We start from the raw sequence: 22165 nt of genomic DNA on the forward strand, positions 1-22165 counted from the left end.
GCCGCGCCTGCCGCTGCCCGCCGGCCCCTACCATGGTTTTGCCGCAGCGCTGGCGCTGCAGCTGGCGCCCGGCCCGCCGCAGGCGGGCATGCTGGCCACCATCCCCTACACCTCGGGCACCACCGGCCACCCCAAGGGCTGCATGCACAGCCACCATTCGGTGCTGGCGTCGCTCACCGGCTCGCGTCTGTGGCGCGGCTTCAATGACGACCTGGTGTTTCTGTCGGTCGCGCCGATGTTCCACATGCTGGGCACGCAGTACGGCATGAACATGCCCATTGCCGTGGGCGGCACCGTGGTGATGATGCCGCGCTGGGATGCGCTGCTGGCCGCCCGGCTGATCGAGCGCCACCAGGTCACCGCCTGGACCGCGCCGCCCAGCATGGTGATCGACCTGTTCAGCCAGGCCGCTGCCCATGGGCTGGACCTGTCGAGCCTGGCCATGCTGGCCGGCGGCGGCGCGGCTATGCCCGAGGCCGTCTCGCAGATGCTGGCCGAGCGCTATGGCCTGCATTACAGCGAAGGCTATGGCCTGACCGAGACCGCCGCGTTCTTGCACGCCAACCCGCCAGGCCACACCAAGCGCCAGTGCCTGGGCGTGCCCACCCAGGGTGTGCATTCGATGATCATCGACCCCGAGACCCTGGAAGAGCTGCCCGCTGGCGAGGTGGGCGAGCTGGTCTCCAGCGGCGAGCAGGTGATGCAGGGCTACTGGCGCAATGACGAGGCCAACCGCGAGGCCTTTTTCGAGCGCCATGGCCGTCGCTACTTTCGCACCGGCGACCTGGCCTCGGTGGACGCGGATGGCTACTACTTCATGCGCGACCGCCTGAAACGCATGATCAATGCCAATGGCTACAAGGTCTGGCCCGCCGAGGTCGAGAACATGCTCTACAGCCACCCGGCCGTGCTGGAGGCCTGCGTGATCGCCGTGCCCGATGCCAGGCGCGGCGAATCGGTCAAGGCCCTGGTGGTGCTGCGGCCCGGCGCGCAGAGCTCCGAAGACGAGATCATCGGCTGGAGCCGCGCGCAGATGGCCGCCTACAAGGTGCCGCGCGCGGTGGACTTTCTCGCCGCGCTGCCCAAATCCGCCACCGGCAAGATCCAGTGGCGCGCACTGCAGGAGGCGGCGCAGCAAGCCGCCGCCCCCTCCCTTTCTTTGCATACGGAACACCCATGAGCTCTTTCTCCTTTCGCCACCAGCATGTGTTTGTCGCCGGCGGCAGCAGTGGCATCAACCTGGGCATTGCCAAGGCCTTCGCCCGCGCGGGCGCGCATGTGGTGGTCATGAGCCGCTCGGCCGACAAGGTGGCGCAGGCCGCTGCCGAGCTGGAAGCACTGGGCGCCCAGGCCCTGGGCCTGAGCGCCGATGTGCGCGACCCGGCTGCCGTGCAGGCCGCGCTGGAGCAGGCCCATGCCCGCTTTGGCCCCATCGATGTGCTGGTCTCGGGCGCGGCGGGCAACTTCATTGCGCCGGCCAAGGATCTGTCGCCCAACGGCTTCAAGACCGTTGTCGATATCGACCTCAATGGCAGCTTCCATGTGCTGCGCCTGGCCTACCCGATGCTGCGCAAGCCCGGCGCCAGCGTCATCAATATCTCGGCGCCGCAAGGCGTCAACCCGACCATGTACCAGGTCCATGCCTGCGCGGCCAAGGCCGGCATCGACATGATGACCAAGGTGCTGGCGCTGGAATGGGGCGAGGACGGCATCCGCGTCAACAGCATCTCGCCCGGCCCCATCGGCGATACCGAAGGCATGCGCCGCCTGGCGCCCACTGCCGATGCGCTCGAGCGCGCTGTCTCTACGGTGCCGCTGCTGCGCATGGGCAGCACCGACGATGTCGCCCACATGGCGCTGTTCCTGTCGTCCGAGCAGGCCAGCTATGTGACGGGCGCCATCATCCCGGTCGATGGCGGCGCCGCGCTGCGTGGCGGACGCGATATGCGTGCGTCCTACTTCCCCAGGAGCGCCGCATGAGCCGCCACTACGAACGCATCATTTTTGAACGCCAGGACGGCGTGGCCACGTTGCGCTTCAACTACCCGGCCAAGCGCAATGCCTTTGACCCACAGATGCGCGAGGAGATGGCCGAGGTGGTGCGCCTGGTGCAGACCGATGCCAGCCTGCGCGCGCTGGTGCTGACCGGCGTTGGCGACCATTTCTGCTCGGGCGGTGACCTGGGCAATATTGCGGCATCGGGCCTGGACAATGCCGGCTGGCGCGCGCGGCTGTCCAGCCTGCACCACTGGCTCAAGGACCTGATGCTGCTGGACAAGCCGGTGATTGCGGCGGTGGACGGTGCCGCCTATGGCGCGGGCTTTAGCCTGGCCTTGGCGGCGGACTTCATCATTGCGTCCGACCGGGCGCGTTTTGCGATGTCCTTTATCCGCGTTGGTGTCGTGCCCGACTGCGCGGCGTTCTACACCTTGCCGCGCGTCGTCGGCGTGCAGCGCGCGCGGGAACTGATGCTGTCGGGCCGCGAGGTCTCTGCCCAGGAGGCCTTGCAGCTGGGCATTGCCAGCGAGCTGGTCGCCCCCGAGCAGCTGCAAGCGCGGGCCCAGGCGATTGCGCACAGCTTTGTGGGCGCATCGCCGGTGGCGCTGAGCTTGATCAAACGCTCGCTGGCGATGGCGGCGAACGACTTGCCGGCGCTGCTGGAGCAGGAGGCCAACGCCCAGGCGCTGGCGATGGGTACGGCCCAGCACCGCGAGGCCGTGCAGGCCTTCTTGAACAAGCAGCCTGCCCCTTTCCAGTGGCCTGCGCGAAGCTGAAAAAACCGGCTTATTCGTTGCTGGCGCTGCCGCGCGTTTTGGGCGGCTCCATCGCATTGCGGCGGCTCATCCCTGCCCGCCCGGCCTTGCTCCAGTCATAGTGCTCGCCATCGGGCGTGCGGCCGTCTTCGACGGCGGCCACCCCTATTTGCCCGACCATGTCGCGCAGCTCGGACGACATCACCACATGCGCATGGCGCGGGTCGGCGCGCAGGCGCTGGCATTGCGCCAGTGCCTCGCTCATCTGCTTGTCGCTATAGGCCAGGCACTGCGGCTGCCAGTCAGGCGGCCCGCCCTCGGCCTCCTCGGCCATGTTGCGCAGGTAAAAAACCACGATGCCCATTGGCAACTCCCTTGATCTGAGCCCGGTCAGGCGCTGCCCAGGCAGGGCAGCATTGTCGCACCCCGGCGCGCTCAGCGGCGCCAGGCAGCGCTCGCATCTCCTGCCGTCAGCTGCGCCAGTACGGCCTCGGTATGCGCGCCTGCGGCGCACATCGCCGGCGTGTCATAGGCCTGGCCGTCAAAGCGCGGTGCGGGCGCTGCCTGCAACACGCCGCCTTGCTCGTGGTAGACGCCACGCGCCTGCATATGCGGGTGGTCAGATGCCTCCAAGGGGCTCAGCACTGCGCCAAAGCAGACATCGCTGCCCTCGAACACCTGCTGCCAGTGTGCGCGCGGCTCGGTGATGAACAGCGCCTGCAGGCGTGCACGGCGGCGCGGCCACAGCGCCTTGTCCCATTGCGACTGGGGCGCGGCAAAGTCCGGGTCATCGGCCAGGCCCAGGGTCTGCAGCAGCAGCGCATAGAACTGCGGCTCGATGCTGCCAATGGTGATGTGCTCACCATCGGCGCAGACATAGGTCTCGTAGAACGGTGCGCTGTCGTGGATGCTCTGGCCGCGCACATCGGCCACGATGCCGCGCTGGCGGGCGCTGAGCGCCAGGTTCAGCATATGGGCGGCGCCATCGACAATCGCGGCATCCACCACGCAGCCCTTGCCGCTGCTGCGCGCCTGGATCACACCAGCGAGCAGGCCGGTCATCAGGTAGAGCGCGCCGCCGCCGATATCGCCCACCATCGCAAACGACGACACGGGCCGCGCATCGGCCGGGCTGCAGCCCCAGAGCGCACCCGAGACCGCTGCGTAGTTGTTGTCATGGCCGGCGCGCGGGGCCAGCGGGCCGGTCTGGCCCCAGCCGGTCATGCGGCCATAGACCAGCTTCGGGTTCAGCGCCTGGCATTCGGCCGGGCCCAAGCCCAGGCGCTCCATCACGCCGGGGCGCATGCCTTCGATCAGCACATCGGCCTCCTGCACCAGGGCCAACACCAAGGCCTTGCCCTCGGGGCTTTTCAGGTCGGCAAACACCGAGCGCTTGCCCCGGTTGAGCAGGTTGCCGGTGGGGGCTGCGCCCTTTTCCTCGCGCACGATGGAGATCACATCGGCGCCCAGGTCGGCCAGGTGCATCGCGCAGAACGGGCCCGGTCCCAGGCCGCCAATCTCCAGCACCTTGATGCCGTCCAATACTTTCATGCTTGTCTCCTGTGGTTGTTTTTTGCGATGCGATGCCCGCTCGGATCAGGACAGGCTGGAGGTGCCGATCAGCCCTTCGAGCGAGCGCACCAGGGTCACGAGGCGCGGGCCGATGTCGGTCTCCAGCTCGCGGCTCTTGGGGTTGTAGGTGGGCACCGAGGCGCCAAACACCCAGCGCTCGCCATCGATGGGCTGCGACAGCGGCACGGCGATCGACAGAATCTCGCGGTGCAGATCGCCATGGCTGCGGCAAAAGCCGTGCAAGGCCAGGTCCTGGCGCGCATCGTCCAGGCGCTCGCGCAGCAGCGCAGCACGCTCGGGCGCGCGGCCATCGAGTTCGTCCAGATAGGCCTGGCGCTCGGCTTCGCTCTGGCCCAGCAGGTAGGCGCGGCCAGTGGCAGTGCGCACCAAGGACACGGCCACGCCGATCTCTGGCGTGAAGACCTTGTTGTCCATGCCATTGGCCAGCTCGGCCAGCACCAGGCGCCGGCCTTCGCCGACGGCCAGCTGGATCTGGCCGCCCATGTAGTTGGCCAGCTCCTGCATCTGCGGGCGGGCAAACTGGCGCACCGTCATGCGCGAGAGCAGCGGCGAGGCCAGGTTCAGCACGCCAATGCCCAGCACGTATTTGGACAGGCGCTCCGAATAGCGCAGCAGGCCCAGCTCGCACAGCGTCTCGGTCAGGCGGAACAAGGTCGGTTTGGGCAAACCCGTCAGGTCCATCAGCTCTTTGCCACTGAGTTCTTGCTGCTTGTTGTTAAAGCACTGCAAAATACTGACGCCGCGCACCAAGGCGCTGACCAGTCTTCCATCCGCTTCAGAATTCATATTTCAGTATATAAGTTACTTATTACGAGACCAATGTCTCAATTTATGAAATTCTAATCGGGATTGATCCGCTATGGGCAGCTTGCATGCCCGCTTGCTGCCCCCAGCCGCCTACGTGGCGGTTATCTGCAACACTCCCACCGATGAGCCTGAACCAATACGGCATGCCCTCGCGCGTACCCGCCATTGCCGAAATCGGCCGCCTGCTGGCCGAGCAGCAGCTGTCTGCCGCTGAGCAGCAGAGGGCGCTGGATCTGCTGGTGCAAGACCATGCCGATCTGGACGAGGTCGAAAGCCAGGCCGCGCTCTGGGCGATTGCCCAGCTGGGGCGCAGCGAGGCCGCATGCGCAGCGCTGCTGGCCTGCGCCGATACCTGGTTGCACAGCGCCGAGCTGGCGTCCTCGTTTTTAGATGGCTATACCCAGGTCTGCGGCAACCGCATCGTGCCCGCTGCAGCGCCGGCCTTTGCCCAGCTGCAGCAACTGGCGCAGTACGACGCTGAACTGGCCGCCCGCCTGCCTCTGTTTGAGAAAGCCCCTTGATGTCCCTGCTGACCACCACCGCCTTGTTTGTGCTGACGGCGATTGCCGAGATTGTGGGCTGCTACCTGCCCTATCTCTGGCTCAAGGACAAGGCGCCGGCCTGGGTGCTGCTGCCAGCGGCCCTGGCGCTGCTGGCCTTTGTCTGGCTGCTGAGCCTGCACCCGACCGCATCGGGCCGGGTCTATGCCGCGTATGGCGGGGTCTATGTGACGACGGCGATTGCCTGGCTGTGGCTGGTCGACGGCATCCGCCCCAGCAGCTGGGACATCGCCGGCGTGCTGCTGTGCCTGGCCGGCATGGGCGTGATCATGCTGGGCGCGGCGCAGCGTTAAACCTGCGCCTGCCTTGTTTTAGCCTTGGTTGGCAGCGCGGCGCGCCTGCACCGCTTGCGCCAGCTGGGCCAGCACCGGCACGGTCTGCTCCATGCTGATGCAGGCATCGGTGAGCGAGACGCCATAGGCCAGCGGCTGGCCTTCAACGATGTCCTGGCGGCCTTCGTGGATATGGCTCTCGATCATCACGCCAGTGATGCGGCGGTCGCCCCCTGCCACCTGCTGGGCCACATCGGCGGCCACCTCGATCTGGCGGCGGTGCTGCTTGCTGCTGTTGGCATGCGACAGGTCGATCATCACCTGTTCGTGCAGGCCGGCCTTGGCCAGCACCTCGCAGGCGGCCTGCACATCGGCCGCGCTGTAGTTGGGCTGCTTGCCGCCGCGCAGGATGATGTGGCAGTCCTGGTTGCCCCGGGTCTCGAAGATGGCGCTCTGGCCCATCTTGGTCATGCCCATGAAGGCATGCTCGGACTGCGCCGCCAAAATCGCGTCGCTCGCCACCTTGACGCCGCCATCGGTGCCGTTCTTGAAGCCCACCGGGCAGGACAGGCCGCTGGCCAGCTGGCGGTGGCTCTGGCTCTCGGTGGTGCGCGCACCAATGGCGCCCCAGCTGACCAGGTCGCTGATGAACTGCGGCGACAGCAGGTCCAGAAACTCGGTGCCGGCTGGCAGGCCCAGCGCCAGAATATCGAGCAGCAGGCGGCGCGCCAGCTCCAGCCCCTCGTTGACGGCAAAGCTGCCATCGAGGTGCGGGTCGTTGATATAGCCCTTCCAGCCCACCGTCGTGCGCGGCTTCTCAAAATACACGCGCATCACCACCAGCAGGTCGTCCTTCAAAGCCTCGGCCTGCACCTTGAGCTGGCGGGCATAGTCCATTGCCAGGTCATGGTCGTGGATGGAGCAAGGGCCCACCACGACGACCAGGCGGTCGTCCTGGCCGTGCAGGATCTTGGAGATGGCCGCGCGGCTCGATTCCACCAGCTGGTAGGCCTCGTCGGTGATCGGCAGCCACTCCTCGAGCAAGGCGGGCGTGATCAGCGGCCGCACCACCTTGATGCGGGTGTCATCGATGCGGGTCTTGTCAACCGTGGAAAGCCGGGACGGGGACTTGCGAGGCACGGTGCCTGCAGCGGTAGAAGAATCGGTCATCCCGCTATTGTCGCAGGGCCTGCAAACACGTTCACAGGCCTAAGGCATCCCCGCTGCAGCCGCCCGCAGGCCATTAGGAAGAGGACAGCTTCATCAGTACCAGACCGCTGACAATCAGCAAGGCCGCTACCACACGCATCGGCGTCAGCGCCTCGCCCAGCACGGTGATGCCCACGATAAAGGCACCCACGGCGCCAATGCCCGTCCAGATGGTGTAGGCCGTGCCCAGCGGCAGGCTGCGCATCGCGACCGACAGCAGGCCAAAGCTGGCGATCATCGCCACCAGCGTGATCGCGCTGTATTTGATGTTAGTAAAACCATGGGACTGCTTCATCGTGAACGCCCACACCACCTCCAGCACACCGGCAACCAGCAAATACACCCAGGCCATATCGAACTCCTTGAACAAACGGAATATTGGAATGGCCAGGCCGTCCTGGCGGAGGTGCGCGCCACTGCTGCAGCGCCATGCAGGGCCGTCCCTGCGCAATGGGTCCCATGATAGCGGCGGGCGCCCAGACGGGCCGCATAGGCCGCGCATCGCCCGCCAGGCCATGGGTGGTTGGGGCGCAACAGTTGAAGCCGCGCCCACCCTGTGCTGGCGCGGGCGCTCAGGCCAGCGCTTGGGCCTCGGCAGGCTCCATCTGCAGCAGGTTGCCCACGGTGGCGCCGTAGTAGGTGGCCACTCGTTTGCGCTGCTTGAGCACCGCCTTGTCCTTGCTCACCAGCAAGGCCTGGTGCTGGCTGGCCAGGTCCAGAAAATGCTGGTCGTCCGGATCGGTGCAGCTAAAGCGGATCTTGGGGGCGGCATCGACATACTGCACGGCCGCATCGAAGGCGGCCATCACCCCCTCGGGCGTCTTGCCGTAGTAGCTCACGCGCGGGGCGATCTGGCTGTAGTGCAGCACGCGTTCGAGCTCGATGCGCTGGGCCTCGTCGGCAATCCAGCGCAGCGCGCCTTGGGCCACCAGCGTGCGGATCGGCGGGATATGCGGGTCATCAAAGATCAGCATGTCGAGCACCACATTGGTGTCCAGCACCACCGGCCGGGGAAGCGGTCCGGCGTAGCCTTCATTGCACGATGGCCACTTGAGCACCACCTTCATGGTTGACCGCCTGGCGCGGGCTGCTCTCCCCGGGGCTTGAGCGCCCCCTTGATCATGTCAAAGCGGAACAAGCGGCACTCGATGGGGCCATTCCACATGGGGGTGCGGCGCGATTCCTTCAGGCGCATCTTGCCGGGCAGCTTGAGGTCAGGCGTCAGCATCCAGGCGCTCCAGCCGCTGTAGTTCTTTTTCCAGTGGCTGGCCAGCTGGGTGAAGAACTCGCCGCCATCTTCGGTCTGCGCCGTCTCTCGCCCTGCGCGCTCGACATGGCCCATGCGCTCGGCCGCATTGCGGCCGGCAGCGCCCGCCGCCGCGATACGCTCGCCGTACGGCGGGTTGAGCAGCATCATGCCGGGCTGCTCGCAGGGGGGCATGCGCTGCAGCGCATCGCCGCCGCGCAGCTCGATGGTCTCGGCCACACCGGCGCGCTCGGCATTGCGCTGGGCAAAATCGACCATGCGGAACGAGATATCCGAGCCATAGATGCCCACGGGGCTCTGGGGCAGGATCTGGCGCTCGGCCTCGTCGAGCATCGCTTCCCAGACATGGCGCTGGAAGGGCACCAGCTTTTCAAACGCAAAGCGGCGCAGGATACCGGCCGGGATCTTACGCGCGATCTGGGCCGCTTCAATCAGCACCGTGCCGCTGCCGCAGCAGGGGTCGTAGAGCGGCTGCGGGTCGTCACCGTGCGGGTCCCAGCCGCTCGCGGCAATCATCGCCGCGGCCAGCGTTTCCTTGAGCGGCGCATCGCCCTTGTCCTCGCGCCAGCCGCGCTTGAACAGCGCCTCGCCCGAGGTGTCGATATAGATGGTGGCGCCATCGGTGGTCAGGTGCAGGTGCACGCGCACATCGGGGTGGTGCGTCTCCACGCTGGGGCGCACGCCGTGGCGCCGCTCGCGGAAGCGGTCGGCAATCGCATCCTTGACGCGCAGCGCGGCAAAGTTCAGGCTGGTCAGCGGGCTGTGCTGGGAGGTGACCTCGATCTTGAAGGTCTCCTTGGGCGAGAACCAGATCTCCCAGGCCACCTCGCTGGCGGCGCGGTAAAGGTCGTTCTCGTTGCGGTACATGCTGTGCGAGAGCTCGACCAGCACGCGCTGGGCCAGGCGGCTGTGCAGGTTCAGCAGCAGCGCATCGCGCCACATGCCGCGCAGCATGACGCCGCCGCGCGCCATCAGGAGGTCCTGGCCGCTGGCGCCGGTGATGGCATGGACTTCGTCCGCCAAAAGGCCCTCGACGCCGGCGGCGCAGGGCAAAAACAAATGCAGTTGGTTCATAAGCAGGGGGGCAAGCATACGCGCTTGCCCCATTGTCTGCCAAGCGCACGGGAATGTGGACTGTGCCAGTGGCATTCGCCAGCCCGGCTCCCATAGCGCAGGCGTAACGGGTGGCTGGCTGCTATAGTCTGGCCCCAGAGCGGGCCGCAGCCCTCGGTGCAGCCGCCCTTCCCCTCCATCACTCAGAGAGAATGCGGATGCCCTACCTCGGAGCCGGCGTACACGTCATCATTGCACTGTTTTTTGCGGTCCACGCCGTGCGCAGCGGCCAGAACAACTACTGGCTGTTTGTGCTGCTGGCCTTCCCCTTCCTGGGCAGCGTGGTGTATTTCTTTGCCATCTACCTGCCCAATTCGCGCCTGCAGCGCCATGCCCGCAGCCTGGCGAGCAATGCCGTCAAGGCGCTGGACCCGACCCGCGAAGTGCGCGAAGCCCAGGCCGCCTACGACTACAGCCCCACCGCGCAGAACCAGATCCGCCTGGCCCAGGCCCTGCTGGCCAATGGCCAGGCCGAGCAGGCCTTTGGCCACTTCGAGGCCAGCATGAAGGGCCCGTTTGCCAACGACCTCGATATCCGCTGGGGCGCTGCGCAAGCGGCCTACCAGGCCGGCCATCCACAGCAGGCGCTGCAGCAGCTGCGCGTGATTGCCCAGGCCGATGTGCACTTTCGTGCCGAGGCCGTGGGCCTGCTGGTGGCCAAGGCCTATGCCCAGCTGGGCGACCAGGCGATGGCGCGCAAGAGCTTTGACTTTGCGCGCCAGCACTCGGGCAGCTTCGATGTGATGGCCGAGTACGCGATCTGGGCCGCAGGCCAGGGCGACTGGCAGACCGCCAACGCACTGCAGGCCGAGCTGAACAAGGCGATGACGCACTGGAGCGGCCAGCAGCGCCAGCTCAACCGCGAGATGCTGCAGCGCCTCAAGACCGCCTTTGCCGCCCAGCCCAGGTAAGCCCACCCGGCCTGCAGTTGACAAAACCGCAATAGGCCTGCTGGCAGCAGGCCATCCCACCGCCCCGCAGCCCTTGCCGCGCGCCAGTTTGCGCTTGCGCAGCCCGCCGCCACAGCGCAGTCGCTAAAATCGCTGTCTATGGCAAAAATCATCGTTCTGGCCCTGGTGCTGCTTTTCTTTGGCTGCGGCCTCTACATGCACCTGCGCGGCAAGGTGCGGCACAAGCTGCTGCGCCAGCTGTTTGACCACTCCACCTTCACGGCCCCGTTCAATGTGTTCATGCTGATGTTCAGCAAGGTACCGCGCACGCCCTACCTGCCCACCAGCACCTTCCCCGACCTCGCCCCACTGCAGGCCCACTGGCGCGAGATCCGCGAAGAGGCCATTGGCCTGCACCAGGCCATGCAGATCAAGGCCGCGGCCAACAACGACGATGCGGGCTTCAACTCCTTCTTCAAGACCGGCTGGAAGCGCTTCTACCTGAAGTGGTACGGCCAGGCCCACCCGTCTGCGATGGAGCTGTGCCCCAAGACCACGGCGCTGGTGCAGTCCATCCCCGGCATCAAGGCGGCCATGTTTGCCGAGCTGCCACCCGGCGCCAAGCTCAACCTGCACCGCGATCCCTATGCCGGCTCGCTGCGCTACCACCTCGCCGTGCTGGCGCCCAATGACGACCGCTGCATGATCGAGGTCGATGGCACGCCCTACAGCTGGCGCGAGGGCGAAGGCGTGATCTTTGACGAGACCTTCATGCACTGGGCCGAGAACCGCTCCGAAGGCAACCGCATCGTGCTGTTCTGCGATGTCGAGCGCCCGATGACCAATGGCTTTGCGCAGTGGCTCAACCGCTGGCTGGGCACGCATGTGGTGGCTGCCGCCAGCTCGCCCAACAACGAAGGTGATCCGCGCGGCTTCATCAGCCGCATCTTCAAGATCTCGTTCTACATGGGCCAGTACCGCCGCCGCTTCAAGGCCTGGAACAAGACGGCCTACAAGTTCACCAAGTTCGGCCTGATGCTCGCCGCTCTGGCCTTGTTCATCTGGTGGCTGTGGCCGAAGTAAATCGGCAGCTTCCACAAGCGAAAACCGCAGTGCCCAGGCAGCTGCGGTTTTTTTATGGTGGCTGAGACTTTGGCTACAGCGCCTTGCGCAAGCTGGCGGGCGGGATGCGCATGGCCTCGCGGTACTTGGCCACCGTGCGGCGCGCGCATTCAATGCCCTGGGCCTGCAGCAGATCGGCGATTTTTGCATCCGACAGCGGCTTCTTCGCGCTTTCCTCGTCCAGCAGCTGCTTGATCAGCGCCTTCACGGCCGTGCTCGACGCACTGCCCCCGGTCTCGGTGCCCAAGCCCGAGCCAAAGAAGTACTTGAGCTCAAACGTGCCCTGGGGCGTGGCCATGTACTTGGCCGTGGTCACGCGGCTGATGGTGGATTCATGCAGGCCCAGCTCATCGGCAATCTCGCGCAGCACCATGGGGCGCATCGCCAGCTCGCCATGCACAAAGAAATTGCGCTGGCGCTCGACGATGGCCTGCGAGACGCGCAAGATGGTGTCAAAGCGCTGCTGGATGTTCTTGATGAACCAGCGCGCCTCCTGCAGCCGCTGCTGCAGTGCGCCATGGCCTTCGCTGCCCTTGTGGCTGCGCAAGGCATTGGCGTAGACATCCTGCACGCGCAGGCGCGGCATCACCTCGGCATTGAGCTGCACGCTGAAACCGGGCACCGGCAGGCCGCGCTCATTGCTGGGTCGCACGATGACATCGGGGATGATGGTGTTGCGGTCCACATCGGCATAGGGCCGGCCGGGGCGGGGTTCGAGCTTGGCGATCAGCGCCAGCGCGCTGCGCACCGCCGCCTCGTTACAGCCGGTCAGCTGCACCAGCTTGCGCACATCACGGCGCGCCAGCAGATCAAGGGACTCCTGGCAGACCAGCAAGGCAGTCTCCAGCGCCAGCGCATCGGCCTCGGGCGTGTCCGAGCCCTCTTCATCCAACAGGCGCTGCTGGGCCTTGATCTGCAGCTGCATGCATTCTGACAGGTTGCGCGCGCCCACACCAATCGGCTCCAGGCTTTGCAGCAAGCGCAGCGCCACGGTCAGGTGGTGCAGCAGCGCCTCGTAGCGCTCGGGGTCCGAAGCATCGCCAAAGCTTTGCGCGAGCTCGGCCAGCGTTTCTTCGAGGTAGCCGTCGTCGTTCAGCGATTCGATCAGAAAGTAGAGCGCGGCCCGGTCTTCCTGGCACAGGCGCAGCGACAAGGCCTGGCGGTGCAGCACATCCTGCAGGCTCAGGTGCTCGCTGCGGCGGTCGGACATCGGCGTCTCGTCGTCGTCATCGCCTGCGCTGGAGCGGGCGGGCAGATCGCCGCCCCACTCTTCCCAGTCCGATGCCGAATCGCCGGCAGCGGCCTCCGCATCGACGCCGGTTTCCTTGCCCGCAGCAAAATCCAGCGGCTGGTCGGAGGTTCCGGGCTCGAAATCGCTGCTGTTGCTGGTGTCGGCGCTGGCAGCAGTATCGGCAGCCTTGTCGGCTGCGTCTGCAGCTTCGGCAGATTCAGCGGCTTCTTTACCGGCTTCGGCCTCGGGGGCCTCATCGCCCTCGCGCTCCAGAAACGGGTTTTCGTCGAGCATCTGCTCGACTTCCTGCGTCAGCTCCTGCGTGGACAGCTGCAGCAGGCGGATCGACTGCTGCAGCTGGGGCGTCAGGGTCAGGTTCTGCGATACGCGCAGCGACAGCGACGGCATCATGGCTGCGCCTTTGCAGCGGCTGCGGCAGTTGGCAACAGATCAGCCCTACCGGGCCCGCAGCGCAGGTCGGTAGCTTGGCTGGCACGCCCGCCAAGGCGTGCGGTGTCACATACGGAAATGTTCACCCAGATACACCCTCCGGACCTCTGCGTTCTCCACAATCTCTTGCGGCGTCCCGGCGGCCAGCACCTTGCCATCGCTGATGATGCAGGCATGGTCACAGATACCCAGGGTTTCGCGCACATTGTGGTCGGTGATCAGCACACCAATGCCGCGCTCCTTGAGGAAGGCGACAATGCGCTGGATCTCGATCACGGCGATGGGGTCGATGCCGGCGAAGGGCTCATCGAGCAAGATGAAACGGGGCTGGGTGGCCAGCGCACGGGCGATCTCGACGCGGCGGCGCTCGCCCCCGGACAGCGCCACCGACGGTGACTCGCGCAGGTGCTCGACCCGCAGCTCCTGCAGCAGCGCGGTGAGCTGGCGCTCGACCTCGGCGCGCGAGAGCGGCTTGCCATGCTCATCCTTTTGCAGCTCCAGCACGGCGCGCACATTGTCCTGCACGCTGAGCTTGCGAAAGATCGAGGCTTCCTGCGGCAGGGAGGACAGGCCCAGCTGCGAGCGCTGGTGGATCGGCATATTGGCTACCGACTGCCCATCGATGCGGATATCCCCGCCATCGCTGCGCACCAGGCCCACGATCATGTAGAACGAGGTGGTCTTGCCCGCGCCATTGGGGCCGAGCAAACCCACCACTTCGCCCTTGCGCACCGACAGCGATACATCCTTGACCACCTTGCGGCTGCCATAGGACTTCTCCAGGTGCAAGACCTCCAGCTGGCTGCGGTGGTCGCTGTTGGCGACCCGGGCGTTGACGGAAATGGTCGACGAGTTTTCTGCCACGGTTACTTGGCTCCGTCGTTCAGTTGGGTGCTGGGGCGCAATGGCGTCTTGTCATCGGCAGCGGGCTTGGCCGGGGCGCTGGCCTTGTCGTCCGCCTTGCCGTCGGCCTTGGGCGTCAGGATCACGCGCACGCGGTCCTTCTTGGGCGCGCCGGGCTTGGGATCGGCCGCCGCCTGGGCACCCTTTTGGCCGGAGACCGTGAAGGTGTCGCTCAGGTTGTTGTAGACGATCAGCGGGCCACTGACCTGGTCGGTCAACGTGGTCTCGCGGTAGCGGCGCAGCTCGCCACGGCGCTCAAAGTGCACGGTGTCGTCGCGGCCGTTATAGGTGATGACCTCGCCTTCGCCTTCGACGAACTCGTCGGGCGCGCCAGGGGCGGAATCCCGCTTTTGGCGGAAGAACGCGAGCTTGCCCGGCGCAGCGGTGACCACGCCGTGCTGGAAGCCGTCGCGGTCCTGGCTCACGGTCAGCTGCGCGCCACGGATGATGATGGTGCCCTTGGTCACCACCACATTGCCCGTGAAGACACTGGTCTGCTTGAGTTCATCGTGGCGGCCATCGTCCGCCTCGATGTTCATGGGCTTGGTGCGGTCTGCACGCTCGGCGTGCGACAGCAGCGGCACGGCCAGGGCCACTGCCACCAACAAAGTGTTAAAAATACGGTGTCTCATAAGGCATGAATCTTGCTCTGCCCCATTGTAGCCATGCTGGAGCGTTGGGCCGTTTTTGGCACAAAAAAGCCCGCGCGTGCGGGCTTTGTCTAAAGCGTTGGGGAGGCCGCTCAGCCTTGTGCCGCCAGGAACTCTACCACTTGCAGCACGTTGCTCATCGAGCCGGCACGGGTGCCGTCGGTGTAGTACTTGCCCGCCACGCCCAGCGATGGAACGCCTTCGACGCCGTAGGACTCTTGCAGCTGGGTGGCCTTGCGCACCTGGCCTGCGACGCTGAAGGAGTTGTAGGCTTCCTTGAACTTGGCCAGGTCCACGCCGTTCTTGTCCATCCAGGCAAAGATCTCGTCGTCCTTGTTCAGGCGTTGGCGCTCCACGTGGATGGCACGGAAAACCTTGACATGCACGTCAGGGATCAGGCCCATCGACTCCAGCGCAAAGTAGATCTTTTGCTGGGGCACAAAGGTGTTGTTGAAGGCCACGGGCACGCGGCGGATCTGCAGGTTCTTGGGGGCAGTCTTGGCCCAGGCTTCAAACTGCGGCTCGAAGGCATTGCAGTGGGGGCAGCTGTACCAGAAGAACTCGATCACCTCGACCTTGCCAGCGGGCGCATCGGGGGTGACGGGCTTGGCCAGCTTCAGGTAGTCCTTGCCTTCCTTGAACTTGGCCTGTGCGTTGGCGCCAGTAGCGAAAGGCAGGCTCAGCGCGGAAGCGGCAGTAGCGGAAGCCGCCAAAGTGGAAAACTCACGACGTTTCATGTTTTGTTAACTCCAGTGACAAGTTGCGGTTAGGAGTGTCCTGCACCGCCAAAAGTTCAACGCTGTACGCGGACGATTTGCGCATCCACGCCGGCGCCATCGAGCTTGCCTTTGAGGCCATCGGCATCATCGCGCTTGTTGAATGGGCCCACGCGCACCCGGTATACCGTGCGGCCATTGACTTCGCGCTCGCTCACACGCGCTTCCCAGCCCATCATCGCCAGCTTGGCGCGTTGTGCATCGCCATCGGACTGGCTGCGAAAAGCGCCGGCCTGCACAAAGTACTGGAAGCCGTCGGTGCCATCGGCACTGCGCGACTTGGCCAGATCGCCCAGCGGATCGGCGCCCTGGCCGGCCTTGGGATCGAGCTTGGCGACCTGGGTCTTGTCTGCTGGCTTGTCGGCAGGCTTGGCCGGATCGGGCAGCACCACCTCGGGCTTGGCGGGCTTGTTTTCCACCGGCGGGGTGGCGTTGTCAGCCACGGTGCGCGGCGGCTCTGGCACCACCACGCCCTGCGCGGCCGGCGCCACAGCCGCTGGTGCCCGCGCGGGGTTCTTGCCATAGAGCGGCGAGTTCGGGTCCCAGTTCTGGTTGCGCTGCGCCTCGGCCTTGTCCTTGGCCTCGCCCTTGACGCCACCTTTGTTGACAAACGGCACCGGCACATTGGTGACGTACACGGCCACGGCCAAGGCCGCGCCCACGCCCACCAGCAGCCCCAGGATCAGGCCCAGGATGGTTCCACCACGTTGATGTCGTCGCATTGCAGTTATTACCTTTGTTCGCAAAATCACATGCGCTCTGGTGCACTCACACCCAGCACGGCCAGGCCATTGCGCAGCACCTGCGCGACCGCTGCCACGAGTGCCAGACGGGCCAGTTTGGTGGCTTCGTCATCCACCAAGATACGCTCTGCATCATAGTAGCTGTGGTAGGCCGAGGCCAGGTCACGCAGATAGAACGTAACATCGTGCGGCGCATTGCCAGCGGCGGCGTTGCTCAGCATCTCGGGGTACTGGGCCAGCATCTGCATCAGTGCCTGGGCCTGCGGGCCCTGCAGCGCGCCCAGGTCGATGCCGCTCAGCGCAGGCAGGCCAGCGCCGCCCTGCTCCTGCCAGCCGCGCAGCACCGAGCAGATGCGCGCATGGGCGTACTGCACGTAGAACACCGGGTTGTCGTTGTTCTGGGCCACGGCCAGGTCGACGTCGAAGGTGTACTCGGTATCGGGCTTGCGCGAGAGCAGGAAAAAGCGCACCGCATCCTTGCTGGTCCACTCGATCAGGTCGCGCAAGGTGACATAGCTGCCGGCGCGCTTGCTGATCTTGACTTCTTCACCACCGCGCACCACGCGCACCATGGTGTGCAGCACATAGTCGGGGTAGCCCTGGGGGATGCCGACATTGACGGCCTGCAGACCGGCGCGCACGCGGGCGATGGTGCCGTGGTGGTCCGTGCCCTGGATGTTGACGGCCTTGCCGTAGCCGCGCAGGAACTTTTGCGTATGGTAGGCCACATCGGGCAGGAAGTAGGTGTAGGTGCCATCGGACTTGCGCATCACGCGGTCCTTGTCGTCACCAAAGTCGGTGGTGCGCAGCCACAACGCGCCATCTTGCTCATAGGTGTGGCCGCTGGCGATCAGGCGCTTGACGGTCTCGTCCACATGGCCGTTCTGGTACAGGCTCGACTCGAGGTAGTACTCGTCAAACTTGAGGTTGAAGGCCTGCAGATCCTTGTCCTGCTCGTTGCGCAGGTAGGCCACCGCAAAGTTGCGGATGTTGTCGTAGTCCTCGACATCGCCATTGGCGGTGAACGCACGGTCATCGGCCTCGATGGTCTGCTTGGCGAGGAACGCCTGGGCAATATCGCCAATGTAGTCGCCGTTGTAGAAGTTCTTGGCCAGCGGGTTCTCGCTGTCGGTGGGCCAGCAGTCGTCACCGGGCTTGAAGCCCTTGGCACGCAGCTGGGTGCTCTTGGTCAGGGTGTCGATCTGCACGCCCGCATCGTTGTAGTAGAACTCGCGGTGCACGGACCAGCCCTGGCTGCCGTAGAGGTTGCAGATCGCATCGCCCAGCGCGGCCTGGCGGCCATGGCCCACGTGCAGCGGACCGGTGGGGTTGGCCGAGACAAACTCGACAATGATCTTTTCATCGCGCTGGGGCTGCATGCCAAAGCGCTCGCCCTGGGCCAGCACTTCCTGCACCACCTGCTGCTTGGCAGCGGGCTTGAGGCGCAGGTTCAAAAAGCCGGGACCGGCGATCTCGACCGCTTCCACCCACTGCGCAAAGGCGGGCGTGGCCTCCAGCGCGGCCTTGAGCTGCTCGCCCAGTGCGCGGGGGTTGGCCTTGAGCGGCTTGGCCAGCTGCATCGCGGCGGTCACGGCATAGTCGCCGTGCGCGGCCACCTTGGGCGTTTCAAAGGCCGCACGGCTACCTGCGCCAGGCGACAATTTCTCGAGCTCGGCAGCAAGCACTGCGAGCAAATCTTTTTTGACTTGCAACATATTTGAAACTTAGACGAAGCAGTTACCAGCGCCAGGCCGGTTTACCAGCCCCGGGCATAAAACACGGCGACGGCGGCGATCACGGGAATCAGATGGGCTTGCCACATGACCCATTTACGCGTGGCGCGCACCTCGGCGTCCCCGGGCAAAGCGCCATTGTCGCGCAATTGCCGTAACCAGCGGCGGAACACGGCTGTCGGCTTGAACGACAGCACCACGCCGACGACGACCAAGGTCATCTTCAGGTGAAAGAGCGGCTGGCTGACATACCAGGTCACGCCCTTGGCGCCCAGAAACAGGCGCAGCAGGCCGGTGGCCAGCACCGCCAGCGCGGCAAAGGCGTAGATCAGATCGAGGCGCGCCAGGCGCTGCACCACAGCCCCATTCATCCACTCGGCGCGGCACAGCGCCGCCTCGCTGGAGAGAAAAACCACCATGGTCAACAAGGCCAGCAGGTGCAGGCAGGCCAGAACAGCTTCCAAAGTCATCGTGTTACTCCATCTTTTTCCAGAAATCGGCTCGTTCGTAGTGCTGCTTGACGAAATCGATCCACAAGCGCACCCGCAGCGGCAGGTGCTTGCGCTGCTGGAACATCACATAGATGCCGTTGGGCGGCGCGGCAAAGTCCTCCAGCACCTCGACCAGGCGGCCGGCGGCAATCTCGGACTCGACCTCCCAGGTGCTGCGCCAGGCAATGCCCCAGCCTTGCTGGCACCAGTCGTGCAGCACCTGGCCGTCCGAGCAATCGAGCGGGCCGCCGGGCTTGAGATAGACCACCTCGCTGGCGCCAGTGGCTGCCGGCATGCGAAACGCCCAGCCCCGCGTCTGCGAGGCCTCGCTCGACAAGGTCAGGCAGTCATGCTGGCTCAGCTCGCTGGGGTGGCGCGGAATGCCGCGGCGGCGCAGGTACTCGGGCGTGGCCACACACAGGCGCCGGTTGTCCGCCACGCGCACGCTGACCAGCGAGGAATCGGGCAGGTCGCCCACGCGGATCGCGCAGTCATAGCCCTCACCGGCCAGGTCGACCAGGCGGTCGCTCAGGTTCAGCGAGATCGTCACGTCGGGGTGGCGCGCATGGTAGAGCGGCAGCAGCGGCGCCACATGGCGGCGCCCAAAGCCGGCCGGCGCGGTCACGCGCAGATGGCCTGTGGCCTTGATGCCGCCGGCGCTGACGCTGGCCTCGACACTGGCCAGCTCGGCCAGCAGGCGCTGGCAGTCTTCCAGAAAGGCCGCGCCCTCGTAGGTCAGGGTGAGCTTGCGGGTGGTGCGCACCAGCAGCTTGACACCCAGGCGCTCCTCCAGCGCATCGAGCCGGCGGCCCATGATGGCCGGGGCCACGCCTTCGGCCTTGGCAGCGGCCGTGAGGCTGCCGCGCGAGGCGATGGCGACAAATGATTCGAGCTGCTTGAGGCGATCCATACCAGACAGAACACAGACAATACGCAAAGCCCGCTGGCCGCCGCTTGTGCGACGCGCTGGCAGGGCCACAGCCTATTATCATCGGGGCTCCGGCCTGGCGGGCGCATGAAAGCGCACATCCCGCTGCGACATCATTGACAGCCGCTCTTTTCCTGCGCCCCCGCTCCTATGCCGCCAGCTTCAACGCCGCCCACCAGCACCCCCTCCAGCGCCGACGCCCTCTGGTACGCCCCCGCCCAGCTGCTGCGCCTGTTTGGCAGCAGCCCCGTCGCCATGGCCTACTGGGGCCGTGACCAGCGCCTGCGCCTGGCCACACCGCAGTGGTGCGAATGGTTTGGCGTGCCCACGACCGGCATCGTCGGCCAACTGCTCGACGAAGCGCTGCCGCCCGACTTTGCCCAGCAGCACCACGACGCGCTGCAGGCCGCCGCCCAGGGCCTGCGCCAGCAGTTCGACACGCGCAAGACCGATGCCCATGGCCATGTCGCCTGGCGCCGCATCAGCCTCTCGCCCCACCTCTGGCCCGGGCCGGCAGGCAACAAAACCGCCCAGGGCGTGCTGATGCTGATGCAGGACTGCAGCGCCGAATACGCCAACGCGGCGCAAACCGACGACCTGCGCGCGCAGCTGGCCGCGCTCTCGTCCACCGATCTGGAGCGCACCGAAGAGAAAAGCGAGCTGCTCAAGCTGCGCACCTTGCTGGACTGGCGCACCGCCATGCTCACCGAGCACAGCGAAATGCTTCAGCTGCTCTCGCATGAGATCCGCCAGCCACTCAACAACGCCTCGGCCGCGATGCAGGCCACCATGTCGGCCATTGCCGAGCTGCAGCTGAGCCAGACCACCCCGGCCACCAAGGCCTTGCTGCGCGCCGAGCATGTGCTCCAGCAGGTCATAGGCACCCTGGACAACACCTTGGCGGCCGGCACCATTCTTGCCGTGGGCGGGCGCGCTGGCGCCTCGTCCGATACCGACCTGCCGACCCTGGTCAACCTGGTGCTGCACGACATCGCTGCCGATGCCCGCCCGCGCATCCAGGTGGTCTGGGATGCCGAGGCGCGCACGGTGCAGCTGCACCCGGCGCTGATGCGGCTGACCATCCGCAACCTGCTCAACAACGCGCTCAACTACGCCCCGGCTGACAGCCCGGTGCTGCTGCGCCTGGCCGATTCGGACGACCCGTTGGCGCTGATCATCGAGGTGATCGACGAAGGCCCGGGTATCCCCGACAGCCTGCGCCCGCGCCTGTTCGAGAAAGGCACGCGCGGCACCGAACACCGCCACCGGGCGGGCGCGGGCCTGGGTCTGTTCATCGTGCGCTCGGTGGTGCAGTTGCACCAGGGCACCGTGCAGGCCTTGCCGCGCCAGCCAAACGGCACCATCATGCGCATTGAGTTGCCCCAAGGGCTGGACGATTAGCCAGCCAGGCGATGGCCACCGGCCGCTTGCCCCTGCAGAAGCTGGCACCGCGCTTCTCAGGACTTTTCACCGACTGCACCATTTCACGGAACCACCATGCTCCCCGCCACGCTCGCCCTGGTCGACGACGACCCCGAATACAGCGAATTTCTGGCCCAGCACTTGCGCAACCAGGGCGTTCAGGTACAGGTTTACAACGACAGCAGCGACCTGCTGGCCGACATCGAGCCCTACCGTTTTGACTTCTATGTGCTGGACCTGATGCTGCCCGGCGTCAACGGCACCGAGCTGCTGCGCATTCTGCGCAAGCGCAACCAGGCGGGCGTGCTGATCGTCTCGGGCCGGCTGGGCCCCGAAGTGTTTGCCGAGGTCATCAATGCCGGCGCCGACATGTACCTGACCAAGCCGGTGACCTTCGAGCAGGTGGAGCTGGCCGTGCGCGCCGTGCACCGCCGCATCATGACCACCGCCCAGGTCGCCACGGCCTGGAAGCTCGACAGCCACCGCAGCCTGCTGCTGACCCCCGATGGCCAGAGCGTGGACCTGAGCCCCACCGACCTGATGCTGATGCAGTGTTTTCTAAAAGCCCAGGGCGCCGTCGTGGGCCGCGACCAGATCCGTGAGCTGCTGGGCTACCCGACGGCCAGCGACTCCGACAACAGCCTGCACGCCACCATCTACCGCCTGCGCCGCCGCATCGAAAAGGCCACGCCGCTGGCGGTGCCGCTGCAATCGCAGCAAAAAGTGGGCTACCAGTTCCGCGCGCCGCTGGTCTCGGCCTAGCCTGTGCAGCACGGGCGCTGCAAAAGCCAACGGGCCCATCGGGCCCGTTGTGCGGTGGCGGCCAACGCCGCTTCGCGCGTATTTACATGCTCATGTTCGACTCGACATCGGCTACCTTGCGGCGGGCCAGCGCCAAGTTGGAGCGGGCCTTGTCCAGCACGTAGTAGACGAAGATGCCGGCCAGCTTCTGCGATGGGCGGATGAGGTGGTACTGCTTGCCCAAGGTGATGAGGATGTCGTCGATGTTGTCGTTCAGGCCCAGGGCCTTCATCGTCTTCATCTTGGCGCGCACCACTTCGGTGTTGCCGGCCGCTGCCAGCTCCATGTCCACACCGCTGCCGATGCTGCCCAGCATCATGCCGCTGCTGTAGTCCACCACGGCAGCGCACAGCGCGCCGTCCATCGTCATCAAGTCGCTCAAGCTGTCGTTCAGATTTGCCATGTCGATCTCCAATCCATGTGATCTATATCAAGCACTACCACCTTATTA

General features: G+C 65.8%; 25 protein-coding genes. 9 read left to right on the forward strand and 16 right to left on the reverse strand.

Annotated features, from left to right (window positions below; all coding sequences use genetic code 11):
• From H928_RS25800 to H928_RS0102275, 3 genes are all read left to right on the forward strand, one after another.
• Positions 1 to 1180, forward strand: a 1180-nt coding sequence (locus H928_RS25800) for an AMP-binding protein (protein WP_021025036.1), incomplete at its 5' end; no start/stop codon positions are given.
• On the forward strand, positions 1177 to 1980 hold the full coding sequence (locus H928_RS0102270; protein WP_021025037.1) for an SDR family oxidoreductase: 804 nt from the start codon (positions 1177 to 1179) through the stop codon (positions 1978 to 1980). The genes H928_RS25800 and H928_RS0102270, both read left to right, overlap by 4 nt.
• A complete protein-coding gene (locus tag H928_RS0102275) occupies positions 1977 to 2774 on the forward strand; it encodes an enoyl-CoA hydratase/isomerase family protein (RefSeq protein ID WP_021025038.1) in 798 nt (265 codons plus the stop codon). The genes H928_RS0102270 and H928_RS0102275 overlap by 4 nt, the downstream gene beginning before the upstream one ends.
• 10 nt (positions 2775 to 2784) lie before the next feature.
• Here H928_RS0102275 and H928_RS0102280 read toward each other — a convergent pair whose 3' ends face one another.
• The 3 genes from H928_RS0102280 to H928_RS0102290 form a co-directional block, all read right to left on the reverse strand.
• On the reverse strand, positions 2785 to 3117 hold the full coding sequence (locus H928_RS0102280) for a hypothetical protein (protein ID WP_021025039.1): 333 nt from the start codon (positions 3115 to 3117) through the stop codon (positions 2785 to 2787).
• A gap of 71 nt (positions 3118 to 3188) precedes the next feature.
• Complete coding sequence (locus H928_RS0102285) at positions 3189 to 4304, reverse strand: CaiB/BaiF CoA-transferase family protein (RefSeq protein ID WP_021025040.1); 1116 nt, start codon at positions 4302 to 4304, stop codon at positions 3189 to 3191.
• Positions 4305 to 4349: 45 nt separating this feature from the next.
• Positions 4350 to 5132: an IclR family transcriptional regulator gene (locus H928_RS0102290; RefSeq protein ID WP_021025041.1), complete on the reverse strand. Its 783-nt coding sequence runs from the start codon at positions 5130 to 5132 to the stop codon at positions 4350 to 4352.
• A gap of 143 nt (positions 5133 to 5275) precedes the next feature.
• Here H928_RS0102290 and H928_RS0102295 point away from each other — a divergent pair, with 143 nt between their 5' ends.
• On the forward strand, positions 5276 to 5674 hold the full coding sequence (locus H928_RS0102295; RefSeq protein ID WP_021025042.1) for a hypothetical protein: 399 nt from the start codon (positions 5276 to 5278) through the stop codon (positions 5672 to 5674).
• Entirely contained in the window at positions 5674 to 6006 is a 333-nt protein-coding gene (locus H928_RS0102300; RefSeq protein WP_021025043.1) for a YnfA family protein, read from the forward strand. The genes H928_RS0102295 and H928_RS0102300 overlap by 1 nt, the downstream gene beginning before the upstream one ends.
• Positions 6007 to 6024: 18 nt before the next feature.
• On the opposite strand, the gene H928_RS0102305 is transcribed toward H928_RS0102300, so the two are convergent.
• The 4 genes from H928_RS0102305 to H928_RS0102320 all read right to left on the reverse strand — a co-directional run bounded on the left by H928_RS0102305 (position 6025) and on the right by H928_RS0102320 (position 9535).
• Positions 6025 to 7155, reverse strand: a complete 1131-nt coding sequence (locus tag H928_RS0102305) for a 3-deoxy-7-phosphoheptulonate synthase (RefSeq protein WP_021025044.1) — start codon at positions 7153 to 7155, stop codon at positions 6025 to 6027.
• A gap of 73 nt (positions 7156 to 7228) precedes the next feature.
• On the reverse strand, positions 7229 to 7546 hold the full coding sequence (locus H928_RS0102310; RefSeq protein WP_027010449.1) for a multidrug efflux SMR transporter: 318 nt from the start codon (positions 7544 to 7546) through the stop codon (positions 7229 to 7231).
• A 220-nt stretch (positions 7547 to 7766) separates the two neighbouring features.
• Positions 7767 to 8261, reverse strand: a complete 495-nt coding sequence (locus H928_RS0102315; protein WP_021025046.1) for a putative toxin-antitoxin system toxin component, PIN family — start codon at positions 8259 to 8261, stop codon at positions 7767 to 7769.
• On the reverse strand, positions 8258 to 9535 hold the full coding sequence (locus H928_RS0102320; protein WP_021025047.1) for a class I SAM-dependent RNA methyltransferase: 1278 nt from the start codon (positions 9533 to 9535) through the stop codon (positions 8258 to 8260). The genes H928_RS0102315 and H928_RS0102320 overlap by 4 nt, the downstream gene beginning before the upstream one ends.
• Before the next feature lie 197 nt (positions 9536 to 9732).
• Between H928_RS0102320 and H928_RS0102325 the strand changes: the two genes are divergently transcribed.
• Both H928_RS0102325 and H928_RS0102330 read left to right on the forward strand, forming a co-directional pair.
• Complete coding sequence (locus tag H928_RS0102325) at positions 9733 to 10485, forward strand: hypothetical protein (protein WP_021025048.1); 753 nt, start codon at positions 9733 to 9735, stop codon at positions 10483 to 10485.
• Positions 10486 to 10632: 147 nt separating this feature from the next.
• Positions 10633 to 11547, forward strand: a complete 915-nt coding sequence (locus tag H928_RS0102330; RefSeq protein WP_027010450.1) for an aspartyl/asparaginyl beta-hydroxylase domain-containing protein — start codon at positions 10633 to 10635, stop codon at positions 11545 to 11547.
• Between the two features lie 73 nt (positions 11548 to 11620).
• Here H928_RS0102330 and H928_RS0102335 read toward each other — a convergent pair whose 3' ends face one another.
• From H928_RS0102335 to H928_RS0102370, 8 genes are all read right to left on the reverse strand, one after another.
• Positions 11621 to 13228: an RNA polymerase factor sigma-54 gene (locus H928_RS0102335; RefSeq protein ID WP_021025050.1), complete on the reverse strand. Its 1608-nt coding sequence runs from the start codon at positions 13226 to 13228 to the stop codon at positions 11621 to 11623.
• Between the two features lie 105 nt (positions 13229 to 13333).
• A complete protein-coding gene (gene lptB / locus H928_RS0102340; RefSeq protein WP_148293012.1) occupies positions 13334 to 14110 on the reverse strand; it encodes an LPS export ABC transporter ATP-binding protein in 777 nt (258 codons plus the stop codon).
• Positions 14111 to 14133: 23 nt separating this feature from the next.
• Positions 14134 to 14802, reverse strand: coding sequence for a lipopolysaccharide transport periplasmic protein LptA (gene lptA / locus H928_RS0102345; protein WP_021025052.1), 669 nt, complete (start codon positions 14800 to 14802; stop codon positions 14134 to 14136).
• A gap of 110 nt (positions 14803 to 14912) precedes the next feature.
• A complete protein-coding gene (locus H928_RS0102350; protein ID WP_021025053.1) occupies positions 14913 to 15557 on the reverse strand; it encodes a thiol:disulfide interchange protein DsbA/DsbL in 645 nt (214 codons plus the stop codon).
• 56 nt (positions 15558 to 15613) lie between these two features.
• On the reverse strand, positions 15614 to 16318 hold the full coding sequence (locus tag H928_RS0102355) for an SPOR domain-containing protein (protein ID WP_021025054.1): 705 nt from the start codon (positions 16316 to 16318) through the stop codon (positions 15614 to 15616).
• Positions 16319 to 16344: 26 nt separating this feature from the next.
• On the reverse strand, positions 16345 to 18054 hold the full coding sequence (gene argS, locus H928_RS0102360; protein ID WP_021025055.1) for an arginine--tRNA ligase: 1710 nt from the start codon (positions 18052 to 18054) through the stop codon (positions 16345 to 16347).
• A gap of 41 nt (positions 18055 to 18095) precedes the next feature.
• The gene (locus H928_RS0102365; RefSeq protein ID WP_021025056.1) at positions 18096 to 18542 is read right to left on the reverse strand and encodes a DUF2214 family protein; all 447 of its coding nucleotides are present in this window, start codon (positions 18540 to 18542) and stop codon (positions 18096 to 18098) included.
• 4 nt (positions 18543 to 18546) lie between these two features.
• A complete protein-coding gene (locus H928_RS0102370) occupies positions 18547 to 19473 on the reverse strand; it encodes a LysR family transcriptional regulator (protein ID WP_021025057.1) in 927 nt (308 codons plus the stop codon).
• Between the two features lie 168 nt (positions 19474 to 19641).
• Here H928_RS0102370 and H928_RS0102375 point away from each other — a divergent pair, with 168 nt between their 5' ends.
• Both H928_RS0102375 and H928_RS0102380 read left to right on the forward strand, forming a co-directional pair.
• Positions 19642 to 20892: a PAS domain-containing sensor histidine kinase gene (locus H928_RS0102375; protein ID WP_021025058.1), complete on the forward strand. Its 1251-nt coding sequence runs from the start codon at positions 19642 to 19644 to the stop codon at positions 20890 to 20892.
• Between the two features lie 96 nt (positions 20893 to 20988).
• On the forward strand, positions 20989 to 21675 hold the full coding sequence (locus H928_RS0102380) for a response regulator transcription factor (RefSeq protein ID WP_021025059.1): 687 nt from the start codon (positions 20989 to 20991) through the stop codon (positions 21673 to 21675).
• Positions 21676 to 21757: 82 nt separating this feature from the next.
• Here H928_RS0102380 and H928_RS0102385 read toward each other — a convergent pair whose 3' ends face one another.
• Entirely contained in the window at positions 21758 to 22117 is a 360-nt protein-coding gene (locus H928_RS0102385) for a hypothetical protein (RefSeq protein WP_027010452.1), read from the reverse strand.
• Positions 22118 to 22165: the final 48 nt, after the last annotated feature.

The sequence above is a fragment of the Comamonas sp. B-9 genome (assembly GCF_000410635.1).
Classification (GTDB): domain Bacteria; phylum Pseudomonadota; class Gammaproteobacteria; order Burkholderiales; family Burkholderiaceae_C; genus Comamonas.